This is a genomic window from Geomonas limicola (genome assembly GCF_014193675.1).
GTDB classification, from domain to species: domain Bacteria; phylum Desulfobacterota; class Desulfuromonadia; order Geobacterales; family Geobacteraceae; genus Geomonas; species Geomonas limicola.
In genome coordinates, this window is the sequence record NZ_BLXZ01000006.1 from 90,246 (window position 1) to 104,181 (window position 13,936).

Consider the following 13,936-nt stretch of genomic DNA (forward strand, 5'->3'; position numbering starts at 1 on the left):
TACTTGTCTGGAGGCTGGCTGGTGTCGCCGGGCGGCGACGTGGCTGGCTGGGGCCCCGGTCGGGGATTATTTGGTGAGGATCAGTTTTCCGTTGCTGGTGATGCGTAGCAGGTACTCGGCGTCGGCGTGCAGGATGATGAGCTCCTTGCCGCCGCCCATCAGGTCGGCGCTGGTGACGGTTCTAGGCTTGACTGCGTGGGCGCGTTTGGGGGCGGTGGATTGGCTCTCCCCGCTGGCGACGTTCATCATGGGACCTCCAGGTGCTGCTCAGTTTATAGTAGCGCGGCTGCCGCAAAGGGCGGCGCCGTCGCAGGAAAGGCAATTAAGGGGGGTGCAGTCGCTCGGGGAAGCTGCTGTGCTGCGGTCTCGATGGACCCTGGCGCCGGTAAAGATGGCCACGGCATCCCAGTCCTCGGGCGCGCTCGGCTGCTGGTCCAGGAACCACAATCCGGCGCCAGTTGCCCGGGAGGACTGCGAAACTTCGTCTACCAGGCACTCCTGACCGCTCAGCACAGCTACACGCATGGGGTATCATCCGGTGGTGATGACTTCCATTTTCAGTATAACGACGCAAGTCGAGATAGTTTGTGTGGTGTGCAGCGTGGGGTGAAACTGTTACCACTCCCCGCGCTGCATGGTCTTTAGGCGGGGCCGCAGCTTCGGGGTGTCCGGAATATGCGGTGAATATGGTTTTGAAAGTTGAAATCGTTTATAGCGGCGAGTTTCGAGGAAGTCAAGACAAAATTTAAACAGGGATGAACGGGATCAGGCAGGCGGGGTGTGAGGGATATAGGGGGAACGGCGGAATCAACAGGGATGAATGGGATGAATGGGATGAGGAGAACTGGGTACGGGAGACTCGGGGTAAGTTCCCCTGGGAGTCGGTGTCGCGGCGGGTGAGGCGTTCGCGCAGTTGATCATTAAAAAAAGACCTTGACTTTTTCAGGGGCTGCCCGTATAAACGAATTCAACTTTCAAAACCAACCCTCCTCCCCTCGATAAGCCAGCCCCCAAAAGCCAGCCAAGAGAACGATATCGGCACCTTAACGCCCGGATGAGCTCGTCTCTGTTTGGTACTCCCCGCGTTCGTTCAGCTGCCAACTGTGTTTTTCTGCCCGTTGTGTGAAATTGAAATTCAAAAATGCTGGCAAGGCTCCCCGCACGGCGACCAGAGGCTTCCATGCAGCGTAATGCGAAAGAGATACTGAGAAGGTACCTGGCCGAGCGCGGTCTGAAGATCACTCGGCAGCGCTACATCATCCTGGAGGCCTTTATTGAACTCGGCCGTCACCTGCACGTCGACGAGTTCTACCCGATCCTCCGGGCCAAGTACCCGAAGATCGGGCACGCGACGGTCTACCGGTCGCTGAAACTCTTCGCCGAGTCCGGGATCGCCCGCGAGATCCGCTTCGGCGACGGCCTCACCCGCTACGAGCTGGTCACCGAGGTGCGCCACAACCACCTGCTCTGCACTGCCTGCGGTACCATTACCGAATTCGAGAGTGCCGGACTGGGGCAGCTGGAAGCAAGCATCGTCAAGGACTACGGCTTCAAGATTCAAAGCCTGCAGATCGAACTGCGCGGTGTCTGCAGCCAGTGCCTCGAGTCCGCACCCGGCGCGCTGGCGCGGGACACCGGTTACCAGCTTGCTGAACTATGAGATACAACCCCGAAAAAGGGGCTTTTTAGAACCATACCTGCAATCGGAGCCGCTTTGGCTCCTCCAACCGACTGAGGAGGGAAAGATGTATATGAGGATTCGTTCGGCACTGGCTATTTCATTGTTGACGAGCGCGCTTGCTGGTGGTGCCGCCGTTGTGCAGGCCGCCGAGGCGCAGCCCGAGGCTGCTCCCCTCGCCGCCGAGCAGCACAAGGCCGCGGACCTGACGGAGATACCGGAGCAGGTCACCAGCGAGCACTGGGCCTACCAAGAGATGGCGGACCTGGTGAAAAAGTACGCAGCGGACAAGCAGCTCCCCCAGGGGCGCAGTTGTTCCCGACGTGAACTGGCCGAGTGTCTGATCGCCGTATTGGACCGCATCGTCGATACCTACGAGAAGGAAGGCAACCGCCTGCTTTTGAAGGATGACCTGGAGGATATCACAAGGCTGAGGCTCGCCCTCGATAACGAGCTCTCCCAGCAGCCCAACTACCTTAAAAAGCGCAAGACCATCGAGGAGATTCTTGCCTTGGTCGAGCCGGAAAGCCCGAGCTTCGTCTACAAGGTGGGCGTGAACGGCTTCCTGCGCGGCGAAGGGGCCCGCAACTATAACCTCCCCGACACCTTTAACGCCGGCCACAACGAGGGGCGCTTCCTGTACCGCGTGAAGCCCTACGCCTACTGGCACCCGACCGACTACCTCGACCTGCACCTGGAAGGGCAGGGCTACGGCTACGAGGGGAGCAGCCAGCGCTACAGCAGGTTCGGGCTCTACCAGGGCTTCATCGAGGCGCGGCTCCCCGAGCATGACTACGTCGGCGTGAAGGCCGGCCGCCAGGAGTTCGTCTACGGCAGCGCCTTCATGCAGGGCTCCGACACCGCCTTCGACGGCCTCAGCTTTGACGCGGTCCGGGTGCGCCTGAAGCCCACTGCCTCGGTCAACCTCGACCTGTTGGGCGGCCGTTACGTGAAAGCCTTCTCCGACGTCGGCGGTAACCTCTACGGCGCCTACCTGACCTACGCACCCTCCGAGGACAGCTCGCTCGACGTCTACTACCTGAGAGACTCCGGCGCCGAAGAGCGCCACGCCGGAGCGCACCTGGACAGCATCGGTCTGCGCAGCGTCTCCAAGGTTGGCCCCTTCGGTCTCGAGTTCGAGCCGGTGGTGCAGACCGGCCGTGCTTTTAACGAGGTAACTGGCGGCAACGACACCATCGACGCCTACGGCGGCCACCTCGACCTGACCAGCGAGGTAGAAACCTTCGGCATGAAACACCACTTCCTGGCCAGCTACGCCGTGGGCTCCGGCAGCCAGAATCCCAACCGCGAATTCCGCAACCCCAATAACGACTCCTCCCTGGTGGGTGACATGCACGCCGTGGGTGATCTCTCCGGCATCGACGTGGGCGAGCACCACGCCTCCGGCATGCAGGTCTACAGCCTGGGCTGGGGCGTCGAACTCACCGACCAGCTGAGCTTCTCGGCCACCGCGCACAAGTTCGTCGCCTCCAGCACCGAGCCCGGGTTCAGCCACCGGATCGGCACCGAGGCCGATTTCAGCGTGAGCTACGCCTTCACCAAGGACCTCACCCTGCAGCTCTCCTACGACCACATGTTCACCGAGCGCTTCTTCCGCGACGCCTCGGGCAGCGCGGAAGACATCAAGTACTTCTACGCGATGCTCACCTTCAACATCGACAAAACCAAGAAACGCGCCGCCAAGATAGAGGGCTAACCGGCTCTCGACCGTTCACGGAATGTTCCCCCTCCCCCTGCGGGAGGGGGAGGGACCGGTCCACCTATAGGTGCGCCGGCGCTGGGAGCACTGCATCCTCCGGGTTGGTGGTCAGCTCCCGATAAACGTTCTGCCCGAACGCACGGGGCGGGGCGCACTCACTGCGTCCCGCCAACCGTAACTGCTGCACGGGCCCCAGTGGCCCCATCTGGAAACCTTAAATGCGAGGCATGTCATGAAAAAAGTAGCGTCCATCGCCGTCCTGGTGACGCTGTTCGCCGCGGTACTCATTGGCTGGAGCGGGTCCGACGCCCGCGCCGCCGGTGCCAAGAAGGGAAACGGCACCGCCCTTATCGAGGAGACCGGATCCTACCTGAACCAGTCCCTGGCACTTTACAAAAAAGGGGATCTCCCCGGTGCCAAGGCCAAGGCCCAGGCGGCCTACTTCGAGGTCTACGAAAACCTCGAGGGGCTGATTCGGGTCAACGTCTCGGCACGCAAGAACATCGAGCTCGAGGAGGATTTCGTCGCCATCCGCAAGATGATCGTCGCCAAGGTTTCGGCTGACCAGTTGGAGAAGAGCATCGGCGCGTTCATGGTGAAGCTGCGGGCGGTCGGCCCGGAACTGGAAAGCGGCATCGAACTGGTCGGCGAGCCCTGCGGCGCCAAGTCTGCAGAAGATGCCACCAAGAAGGCGGGCCCGACCGGCGGCGAGAAAGCGGCACACATCGAGCCGGTCTGGCGCCAGGCTGTCGATGCCATCGAAGCCAACCTGGCAAAGGCACGGGAAACCCAGAAGAAGGGGGACGGCAAGGGCGCCGGTGACCAGGTCATCCAGGCCCAGTTCGACGACTACAAAAACAGCCTGCTCTCCACGGCGGTGCGCCGCTACGTCTCCCCTGAGCGGGATTTCGAGCACAACGCGGCCTTCAGCCAGATAGCCAAGCTGATGCGCGCCGCTGCTACGCCGGCCGAGGTCGAGACCGGTTGTGCCGCGCTGGTGCGCGCGCTCAACGAGGAACTCCCGACGCTCGGGCCGATTGACGGCGCCGTCGCCAAGGGGGATGCCGGCAAACCGGCAACGGCAAGCGGTCCCGAGAAGGACTGGAACAAGGTCTCCGGCGACCTGGTGGCCGAGGTGCAGCGGGCGATCGAGCTCTACGGCAAGGGTGACGCGACCCAGGCGGTCGCTGCAGTGCAGGACGCCTACTTCGACATCTTCGAGTCGACCGGAATGGAATCGAAGATCGGGGCGCGCGACGCAAATCTCAAAGCTGGGATCGAGGCACACTTCAGTCAGCTGGTGGGACAGTTGAAGGCAAAGGCACCGGCCGAAGCCCTTCAGGGAACCCTGGAAAACATGAAGGCCGATCTTGAGAAGGCCACCAAGTTGCTCGGCAAGGGCGGCGACTCGCCGAGGGCGCTCTTTATCTACTCACTGATGATCATCGTGCGGGAAGGTTTCGAGGCCATCCTGGTGATCACCGCGATCATCGCCTACCTGGTGAAGAGCGGCAACCGCGAGAAGCTCAAGGTCATCTACAACGCGGTCAGCTGTGCCCTGGTTTTAAGCGTCATTACCGCGGTCCTGGTGAAATGGGTCTTCAAGACCTCCGCCGCCAGCCAGGAGGCGACCGAAGGCGCCACCATGCTGCTCGCTTCGCTGGTCCTTTTCAGCGTGAGCTACTGGATCGTCTCCAAGGCCGAGGCGCAGAAGTGGTCCAGCTACCTGAAAGAGAAAGTGGGGAGCGCGCTCTCCTCAAACTCGCTGAAAGGGCTCTGGTTCGCGGCGTTCCTGGCGGTCTATCGTGAGGGGGCCGAGACGGTGCTCTTTTACCAGGCGCTGGGGGCGGATGCCGCCGGCACCGGCCTGGGGGCCATCGCCGGCGGCTTCGTGGCCGGCTGTGCGCTGCTCTTCGTCATCTACCTGGTCATGCGCCACGGCGCAATACGGCTCCCCATCCGCCCCTTCTTCCTGGCCACCGGCGGGCTGCTCTACTACCTCTCCTTCGTTTTCGCCGGCAAAGGGGTGATGGAGCTGGTTGAGGGAAAACTCTTCGTACCGTCGGCCGTCCCCTGGATGCCGACCCTTCCGGCCTTGGGGATCTACCCCTACCTGCAGACCCTCTTGCCGCAGGCTGCCCTGCTGCTGGCGGCACTTGCCGCACTTATTCTGATGGGAAAGAAACGCCCGCAGCAGGCCGGTGCCTGAGGCAGCGATTACCGTTTTGGTACCGCCCGTACCATAGCGACAAGCATTCCGGGCAGCTGGCCCGGACACACTAACGAGGAGGAGCACACAATGAAGAAGTTGCTGGCATTGAGCATCATGGTTCTGGCGTTCGCCCAGGGGGCCCTGGCGGCCGACAAACTGAAGGAATACCCGATCGGCGAGGAGAAAGAGATCAACCATATGAAGGTGGCGGCGGTCTACCTGCGCCCCATCGACATGGAGCCGCGCGGCACCGACCTCCCGGCCTCCCAGGCTGACGTGCATCTCGAGGCCGACATCCACGCCCTGCGCGGCAATCCCAACGGCTTCGGCGCCGGCGAATGGATTCCCTACCTGACCGTGAGCTACAAGCTGGTGAACACCGACACTGGCGCCTCCAAGACCGGGACCTTTATGCCGATGGTGGCCAAGGACGGCCCGCACTACGGCAGCAACGTGAAGATGATGGGTGCGGGCAACTACAAGCTCACCTTCAGCATCGAGCCGCCGTCCAAGCAGGGCTTCGGCCGGCACACCGACGTCTTCAGCGGCGTGGGCAAGTGGTTCCAGCCCTTCAGCGCCGAGTACAAGTTCAAGTACGTGCCGATCAAGAAGAACTAGGCGGGGGTAGGGGCCCGGTAACAACCTTCCGGGAGGAGCCTGCGTAAGCCGCGGCTCCTCCCGGCTTTTCAGTTGCCAGCGCGGGGGCGTGGCAACAATATCACCCCCTCCCTTGACGGGAGGGGGCGGGGGGGGTGGGTGAAGCTGCCATCGACAAAGAAGTGGCGCCTTCCCCCTCACCCTGTCCCTCTCCCGCAAGGGGAGAGGGGAGCCTGTCGGTAGCTTTTCTCGTCCCCATCGCTCTTGCCGACTCTCCCTCGCCCTTCGGGAGAGGGCCGGGGTGAGGGGGCGGCCGGGGCGTCGACGTCACTTCGTGGCACCGCCCTCACCCCCACCCCTCTCCCAAAGGGCGAGGGGAGTACAACCACCAGCTTTTTGATGATTTAAACCCTGCGGAGCCCTTGCCGGCGCCCGGGAGGAGAAGAGGATGCTTTCCTATTTTGTGCATTTGATGCGGGCCTTCCTGCCGCTCGCCCTGGTCGCGGGGCTTTTGCTTCCGACGCTGCGCTGCTCGCGCTCCGGTGAGCCCGGTCGCTGGCTGTTCGGCGCACCGGCAGCCGGTCTGGCGGCGGGGGCGCTTACCTACCTGGTAGCCCTGAAGCTCGAGGCCGTGACCGCCTCGCGCGCCACGCTCTTTGGCCTGGGGCTCGTCGCTACCGGCGCCGTAGCCGCTCTTATTTTGACACGGCGCCGCCAGGAGCCCGCTCCCTTCGCGTGGTGGCCGGCGCTTTGCTATCAGGCGGCCCTCGCCGCCGCTGCCATCTTCAGCTTCCTCGCGGCCTCCGGAGAGGAGGCGCTCTCCACGACCACGGTGCTCAACTCCGAGCTGATCCTGAACCTGGGCGGCATCCTCATCGCCCTGCTCTGCTCCGCGGTCCTGGTCCCGGTCGCAGCCCAGGTGGCCGAGCGCTCGCCGCGCCGCCGGCTCAGCTGGGGACTCTTCCTGATTGGCACCCTGATCGCCGTCCCCTGGGGCGCCGACCTCCTGCTCGCCCTGATGCGCCTGGAGCGGATCGAGCTCACCAGCCTGAGGCTCTCCGTCGTCGCCAAGGTCGGCAAATACGCCCACCTCGCCCCCTACGGCGAGCTCGCCATCCTGGTCGCGCTCGCCCTGCTGATCTGGAAAGGGCGCCAGGTCCCGGAACACGCCGAGCTCGCCGCGCTGGAGCCCGCACCACGCCGCAAGACCAAAAGCCTCATCCTGCGCGAGACCCGCTGGCTGAAAAGCGCCCTCTACCTGAGCGTCGTCATCGTGGGTGTCCTTGCCTTCTACGACCTCTACGCCTCCCGGCCGCCGCGCATCTCCACACCGGTCCGCCTCACCCCCGACGCCGCCGGGCTGATCCGGATCCCGGTCGCCCAGGTCGCCGACGGCAAGCTGCACCGCTTCTCGCACCTGACCGACGACGGGCACTTGGTTCGCTTTTTCCTGATCAACACCCGCGGCGCCGGCGCCTCCGGGCCTCCCAGGGTCGGCGTGGTCTTTGACGCCTGCATGCTCTGCGGCGACCTGGGCTACCTGCAGAACAAGAACGAGATCGTCTGCATCGCCTGCAACGTGCGCATCTTCGTCCCCTCCATCGGCAAGGAAGGGGGCTGCAACCCGATCCCGCTCAAACACGAGGCGAACGGCAGCGAGATCGTCATCTCGGCGCGCGAGCTGGACAAGGGGGCGCGCTACTTCAGCGAGGTGCTCTCCATCAAGGTGAAGGACCCGGTGAGCGGCAAGGAGCTCATCAACCTGAAGGCCCCCTTCCGCGAGGAGTTCAAGGGGAGGATCTACTTCTTCGAGAACGAGAAGACGCTGGAGCAGTTCCGGGCCACGCCCGAGCGCTTCGCCGGAGCCGACCCCGCCCGCAACTTCCGGGTGCAGGGTTACCGCCAGGCCTAAGGAGACGCCATGTTTTTGCTGATGCTTCGACAATCGTTTTTCCGGGGGCGCCGCAGAAAGCTGCTCGCCACCTCCACCATCATCCTGGCCGCCAGCCTGATAACGGCGCTCATGACCATCTCCATCGACGTGGGCGACAAGATGTCCCGCGAGATGAAGTCGTACGGTGCCAACCTGAACCTGGTCCCCAAGAGCGAGAACCTCCCGCTGGAGATCGGCGGGGTGGACTACAACCCCCTGAAGGGCGAGGTCTTCCTCGAGGAGCAGGACCTGGGGAAGATGAAGGAGATCTTCTGGCACAACAACATCGCCGGCTACGCACCGTTCCTCAAGGTTCCCGCCAAGCTGGAAGGGAAGGGCGGGGCGGCCGTGCCGATCATCGGCACCTATTTCTCGCGTCTGGTCAAGTTCGCCGGCAACGAGGAGTTCCGCACCGGGGTGCGTGAGATCAACCCCTTCTGGCGGGTCAAGGGGAACTGGCCGGACGACAGCAAAACGGACGAGGTCCTGGCCGGCGCCACCCTGGCGCGCAAGCTCGGGCTCAAGGTAGGCGACCGGCTCACCGTGCGCTACGCCCTGGCGCCCACGCAGCCGGAAGCGGTGACCGTCGCCGGCATCCTGAGCACCGGCGGCGCCGAGGAGTCGGCCCTGGTCGCGCCGCTTGCTCTGGCCCAGCGCATCTACGGGCACACGGGAAAGGTGCAGTCGGTCAGCGTGAGCGCACTCACCGTCCCCGAGGACCGGCTCTCGCGCAAGGCGCGCCACGGCGCGGACGCCTTGGACTCGCTGGAATACGACCGCTGGTACTGCACCGCCTACGTAAGCTCCATCGCGCACCAACTGGAGGAGGCGATCCCCAGCGCCGCGGCACGGCCGATCTGGCAGGTGGCAGCCAGCGAGGGGACCGTGGTCAACAAGATCCAGCTCCTCATGGTGGTGGTGACCATCGCTGCATTCATCGCCTCGGGATTGGGGATCTCTTCGCTCATGGTGACCACCATCATGGAGCGTTCCCGGGAAATCGGGCTCATGAAAGCCCTCGGTGCTGCGGACTGGGAGGTCTACCTCCTTTTCTTGAGCGAAAGCGCCCTGGTCGGGTTGATCGGGGGGCTCATCGGCTGTGGCGCCGGGGCGCTCTTGGCGCAGCTCATCGGGCTTTCCATCTTCGGCGCCACCGTCTCGTTCCACCTGATCGTCATCCCGGTCAACGTGGTGATCTCGATCCTGATCGCCCTGGCCGGTTCCCTGGTCCCCTCCAGGCTCATCACCAGGCTCTTTCCCGCGGAGGTGCTCCATGGCCGCAAATAGTACCAGTCCCAGCCAGACCGGGATGTTCCTGCGCATCCTCTTCAAATCTCTGAAGGTGCGCCGCAACCGCGTCGCCATCACCTTCTGCTCGGTGGCCATCGGCGCCTCCATCATTACGGCGCTCGCCTGCGTCTACTTCGACATCTCCGCCAAGATGAGCCGGGAGTTGAGGACCTACGGGGCCAACTTCTTCATTGGACCGAAGGCCGCTGCCGGCGAGCGCAGCATGGGGGCGCAGGCCGGCCAGGCGGCGCTCAAGATGATCCCGCCGGACAAGCTGATCGGCGCTTCGCCCTATCTCTATGGCCTGGTGCGCCTCGACCTGGGGAACGCGGTCATGGCCGGGGTCGACTTCCCGGGCCTGAGGAGGCTCTCCCCGTACTGGCAGGTCGAGGGGGAGTGGGTGAGCGTGAGCTTCGACGAGGATTCCTGCATGGTGGGGAAGCACCTGGCGAAGACCATGGAGTTGAAGATCGGCTACAGCGTCAACGTGATGCATGCCGAGAACGGCTTCCAGAGAAGGCTGACGGTGAAGGGGATCGCCGAGACCGGCCAGGCCGAGGACGACCAGATCTTCGTGAACCTCTCCCTGGCCGGCAAGGTGCTGGGGGTGCCCGGCGAGGTGAACCACATCATGGCGAGCGTGGTGACCCAGGGGACCGACATCGACACTCTCTCGACCCAGCTGGAACGCGAGTTCCCGAACCTGGACGCCAAGCCGATCCGCAAGGTTTCCTATTCGGACGGCAAGATCCTGGACCGGATCAAGGGGCTCATGGCCATCGTCGCCGTGATCATCCTGAGCGTCACCACACTCTGCGTGATGACCACCCTCATCGCGGTGGTTTCCGAGCGCACCCGGGAGATCGGGCTCATGAAGGCGATCGGCGCCGATGACCGCGGCGTGGTGCTGCAGTTTCTCTGCGAGATCATGATCATCGGGGTGGCCGGGGTCGTTGCGGGGCTGGGTATGGGATTTATTTTGGCACAGGTGCTGGGGCAGGCGGTCTTCGGCTCCGCCATCACCTTCCGGCCGGTGGTGCTGCCGGTGGCTTTGATCCCGTCACTTCTGGCGTCACTCGCCGCAGCGGCGCTGCCGGTCCGTATGGCCCTGGGGATCGTGCCGGCTCGGGTGCTGAAGGACGAATAACGCCGGGATGGTGGCGAGAAGGTTGGACTAAACAGGAGAATACAAGATGCTGAAAATAGTTCTGGAAACCGTCGGTCTCACCAAGAGGTTTGGCAACGTGACGCCGCTGGACGGCATCGATATGCAGGTTCGCGAAGGGGAGTGGGTGGCCATTATGGGGCCGTCGGGCTCGGGGAAGACCACCATGCTCAACATCCTTTCCTGCCTGGATACCCTGAGCGAGGGGCAGTACATCCTGGACGGCATCGACACCTCCAAGGTCAGCGAAAAGGAGCGCGTGGTGGTGCGCCGGGAGAAGATCGGCCTGGTGTTCCAGCAGTTCCACCTGGTCCCCTACCTGACCGCGCTGGAGAACGTCATGCTGGCCCAGTACTACCACGGCATGATCGATCGTGACGACGCCATCGAGGTGCTGAACCGGGTGGGGCTCTCGCACCGCTACGACCACCTCCCTTCCCAGCTTTCCGGCGGCGAGCAGCAGCGCGTCTGCATCGCTCGAGCGCTCATCAACCAGCCGGCCATCATCCTGGCGGACGAGCCGACCGGCAACCTCGACGAGGCGAATGAGCAGATCATCCTGGATTTCTTCAAGGAGCTGCACGCCGAGGGGCGCACCATCGTCCTGGTCACCCACAACCCCGAGCTCGCCGAGTTCGCCGACCGCACGGTGCGCCTGCACCACGGCAAGGTGGTGCAGCATGCGGCCTGACGGAACCGGCCGCCGCTGGCTGTTGCTGGTGGTGCTCGCCCTGTGTGCGGCGTTTCTGGGAGGCTGCCAGAAGGACCAGACCTGGAAGCTGGGCACCCCCGCGCCGCAGATCACCCTCTTCGACAAACAGGATGCTCCGGTGAAACTCTCGGGCTACCGGGGGGACGTCGTGGTGCTGCGCTTCTGGTCCAGTGGCTGCAAGGACTGCGTGGCCGGGATGCCCGCGCTCGATCGCTATGCGCAGAAATACCGCAGTCGCGGCATGACGGTGCTTGCGGTCAACATGGGGGAATCGCGTGAGGTGGTGCAGAAATTCGTAGGAACCATGAACCTGCGCTACCCGGTGCTCAGGGACCCGGAGCTGATCGCGGCCAAGAAGTACCACGTGACCTCGGTCCCTACCACCTTCTTCATCGACCGCAAAGGAGCAGCGCGGCTCATGGTGCCGGGCGAGGTGAGCCAGCAGGTGTTCGAGAAGGCGGTGGACGCGCTGTTGTAGCCCCGGTTGGTGGAGTATGTGGGACGATCTGCCCGGAAATCGGTGGCGCTATTGGATGTGAAGCTGATTTACGGGGCTGGTCGAGGACTTGGCGGGACGGGAAACAAAAAGGGCGAGCACTTGGGCATCCTTACCGATCCGGATCGGATCGTGTGGGAGCCCAGTGTTCGCCCTTCTTTAGTTCATCCTGCATTTCCCGGAAGCCTTGCCTACGTCTGCTGCCCGCCAACGCCGGTGGCACCAGGTTCCCCGCTTTGGAAAGGGGGGCAGGGGGGATTTGCCTTTTAACGGTAAATCCGCTAGCGCATCCGCGGTCCGGAGACCGTAAATCCATCGCTCCTGGTATAGGGGCGGTGGCTGAAACGTGCCCTTCTCTGTGCCAGGCGCTTGACGTTTTCCTCTGAGACGGTGGTCACCGCCTCGACCTGCACGGTCGTCGCCGTCTGCTGTTTCCCCATGAAACCTGCGATGAGTTCCAAGAACATACTCCCTCCTCCTGCCGTGCCGACGAAACTCGGCACAAGCTACCTGCTGCAGTTGGACGTATCGTCGCAGCGTGGGAAATCTTTAGGAGGAAATGAGTACCGGTGAGAAATGGACGAACTGTTCAGGGGAATAGGCACCCGAGGCAAATCCCCCCTGTCCCCCCTTCGCAAAGGGGGGAACCTAAGGGCCGCTCGCAGGTGCTGGGAAGCAGCTTTATCCGATTCGCCGATGAGCCTAACGGAAGCGGGGAGGGCGGGAGCTGAATTGATACGAACTAGAGCAGTACCTTGCGCCAGACCTCGACCACGGTCCCGATCGTGCGGGTCCCTTCATCGGGACGAAACGGTGCGTAGGCCGGGTTGTCCGGTGCCAGAAAAATCTCGCCATCTTTGAGCCGGAATCTTCGAAGGATCGGCTCACCCCACCGGTTGTTCACCAGGATGATGTCGCCGCTCCTTTTCTCAGACCCCGGTTTGAAGATCACCAAGTCCCCATCTTTGATGGTCGGCGCCATGAAGTCGCCGTAGCAGACGATGGCGTAGCATCCCGCGGGGAGGTTCGGTACCGAGATGAAGTCCCCTTGATAGTTATGGGGCTGCGGCAGGCTCTCAGGAATTACCTCGAGCAGTGGCGCCCGCCCGCCCGCAGTTACCAGGCTTGTGGGGGGCTTGAAGGTCTCACCGGTCCCCTGCAAAAGCCACTCACGGTTGATCCCGTAGGTGTGGGTGAGTGCGATCAACAGGGTGTCGGACGGCATCTTCCGGCCCGTTTCGATGCCGCTCAGGAAACCCTGAACGATTCCCAGGGCGCCGGCGAAATCCTTCTGGGTAAGTCCCAAGGCGAGTCGCGCCTGGCGAACCCGCATGCCTAACTCCGGAAAGTATTCCTCAGATATCATAGTATCACCCAGAAATAATGATATATTGCGCTTGACAGGAAATCGTGAGTTGATATATTGGCAATAACACTGGCATATGGCATTAATCTATCGTGGTGCTAATTTATCATCTTTATTCTACCTCTGCAACAAAAAATTTCACAGAGATAATGCAGGGGGGAGGAGGTGGGTATGGCAGGGACACATCACCGGCTGTTTGAAATTACGCAGCATGTAAAGGGCGACCCGCTGGGCAACGCACTGATGGACGAGGTGCTCACCACCTGCTTTGACTTCACGCTGGGGAACCGCCAGGCTCTGGAGCGGCTGATGGTCGCCCTGAACCGCTTCAATCAGCACCTGGAGCACTACGATGCGCCCATCTCCACGGGCCTGTTCCACGGTAGCCCCCGTGAGGTGTCGCGCTGGGCCGAGCAGCTGATGAACGAGATCCTGGAGCACGATCTCTACTCCTAAAAACTCGCGCCCAAACCACCATGCTGGTACATGGTCTGCCTTCACCCAAAAGGGGAGCCTTGGCTCCCCTTTTGGCGTTTTCCCGCCTCGCTCACCGTTCAGCTAGCGTCCGTCATCTCTCCAATCGGTTCTCGCCACGTCCCCTTTTACCCTCTGTACGGCTGCTCTCAAGACTCGGGGGCCACGCGTTCCTTCACGGAAAAAAGCTCGGCCACGCGTTGCGGAGCGCCCCTCGGCTCATGAGTAATAGGATTGATTTTTTCCCGGCAAATTGTATATAGTGGCCCGATAGCCTTAACCAAAGGATGGAA

14 protein-coding genes are annotated in these 13,936 nt (G+C 62.8%); 10 read left to right on the forward strand and 4 right to left on the reverse strand.

What is annotated here, in order from left to right; translation table 11 throughout:
- Nucleotides 1-66 precede the first annotated feature (66 nt).
- On the reverse strand, nucleotides 67-249 hold the full coding sequence (gene hemP / locus H7688_RS15125; protein ID WP_246329827.1) for a hemin uptake protein HemP: 183 nt from the start codon (nucleotides 247-249) through the stop codon (nucleotides 67-69).
- Between the two features lie 18 nt (nucleotides 250-267).
- Nucleotides 268-525, reverse strand: a complete 258-nt coding sequence (locus H7688_RS15130) for a hypothetical protein (protein WP_183362018.1) — start codon at nucleotides 523-525, stop codon at nucleotides 268-270.
- Nucleotides 526-1,180: 655 nt separating this feature from the next.
- On the opposite strand from H7688_RS15130, the gene H7688_RS15135 reads away from it, so the two are divergent.
- The 9 genes from H7688_RS15135 to H7688_RS15175 all read left to right on the forward strand — a co-directional run bounded on the left by H7688_RS15135 (nucleotide 1,181) and on the right by H7688_RS15175 (nucleotide 11,785).
- Nucleotides 1,181-1,660, forward strand: coding sequence for a Fur family transcriptional regulator (locus tag H7688_RS15135; RefSeq protein WP_183362019.1), 480 nt, complete (start codon nucleotides 1,181-1,183; stop codon nucleotides 1,658-1,660).
- 85 nt (nucleotides 1,661-1,745) lie between these two features.
- Nucleotides 1,746-3,395, forward strand: coding sequence for an alginate export family protein (locus H7688_RS15140; RefSeq protein ID WP_246329828.1), 1,650 nt, complete (start codon nucleotides 1,746-1,748; stop codon nucleotides 3,393-3,395).
- Between the two features lie 235 nt (nucleotides 3,396-3,630).
- Nucleotides 3,631-5,607: an FTR1 family iron permease gene (locus H7688_RS15145; protein ID WP_183362020.1), complete on the forward strand. Its 1,977-nt coding sequence runs from the start codon at nucleotides 3,631-3,633 to the stop codon at nucleotides 5,605-5,607.
- A gap of 90 nt (nucleotides 5,608-5,697) precedes the next feature.
- Nucleotides 5,698-6,228, forward strand: a complete 531-nt coding sequence (locus tag H7688_RS15150) for an iron transporter (RefSeq protein ID WP_183362021.1) — start codon at nucleotides 5,698-5,700, stop codon at nucleotides 6,226-6,228.
- Between the two features lie 427 nt (nucleotides 6,229-6,655).
- Nucleotides 6,656-8,119, forward strand: a complete 1,464-nt coding sequence (locus H7688_RS15155) for a Fe-S-containing protein (protein WP_183362022.1) — start codon at nucleotides 6,656-6,658, stop codon at nucleotides 8,117-8,119.
- A 9-nt stretch (nucleotides 8,120-8,128) separates the two neighbouring features.
- The gene (locus tag H7688_RS15160) at nucleotides 8,129-9,427 is read left to right on the forward strand and encodes an ABC transporter permease (RefSeq protein WP_183362023.1); all 1,299 of its coding nucleotides are present in this window, start codon (nucleotides 8,129-8,131) and stop codon (nucleotides 9,425-9,427) included.
- Nucleotides 9,414-10,577, forward strand: coding sequence for an ABC transporter permease (locus H7688_RS15165; RefSeq protein WP_198424498.1), 1,164 nt, complete (start codon nucleotides 9,414-9,416; stop codon nucleotides 10,575-10,577). Before H7688_RS15160 ends, H7688_RS15165 begins: the two co-directional genes overlap by 14 nt.
- A 46-nt stretch (nucleotides 10,578-10,623) precedes the next feature.
- Nucleotides 10,624-11,286, forward strand: a complete 663-nt coding sequence (locus tag H7688_RS15170; protein ID WP_183362024.1) for an ABC transporter ATP-binding protein — start codon at nucleotides 10,624-10,626, stop codon at nucleotides 11,284-11,286.
- Entirely contained in the window at nucleotides 11,276-11,785 is a 510-nt protein-coding gene (locus H7688_RS15175) for a TlpA family protein disulfide reductase (RefSeq protein WP_183362025.1), read from the forward strand. Before H7688_RS15170 ends, H7688_RS15175 begins: the two co-directional genes overlap by 11 nt.
- A gap of 299 nt (nucleotides 11,786-12,084) precedes the next feature.
- Here the strand turns inward: H7688_RS15175 and H7688_RS15180 are convergent, their stop codons facing one another.
- Nucleotides 12,085-12,270, reverse strand: a complete 186-nt coding sequence (locus tag H7688_RS15180; RefSeq protein ID WP_183362026.1) for a hypothetical protein — start codon at nucleotides 12,268-12,270, stop codon at nucleotides 12,085-12,087.
- Between the two features lie 275 nt (nucleotides 12,271-12,545).
- The gene (locus H7688_RS15185; protein WP_246329829.1) at nucleotides 12,546-13,136 is read right to left on the reverse strand and encodes a helix-turn-helix domain-containing protein; all 591 of its coding nucleotides are present in this window, start codon (nucleotides 13,134-13,136) and stop codon (nucleotides 12,546-12,548) included.
- A gap of 204 nt (nucleotides 13,137-13,340) precedes the next feature.
- Here H7688_RS15185 and H7688_RS15190 point away from each other — a divergent pair, with 204 nt between their 5' ends.
- Complete coding sequence (locus tag H7688_RS15190; RefSeq protein ID WP_183362028.1) at nucleotides 13,341-13,625, forward strand: hypothetical protein; 285 nt, start codon at nucleotides 13,341-13,343, stop codon at nucleotides 13,623-13,625.
- The last annotated feature ends 311 nt before the right edge of the window (nucleotides 13,626-13,936 follow it).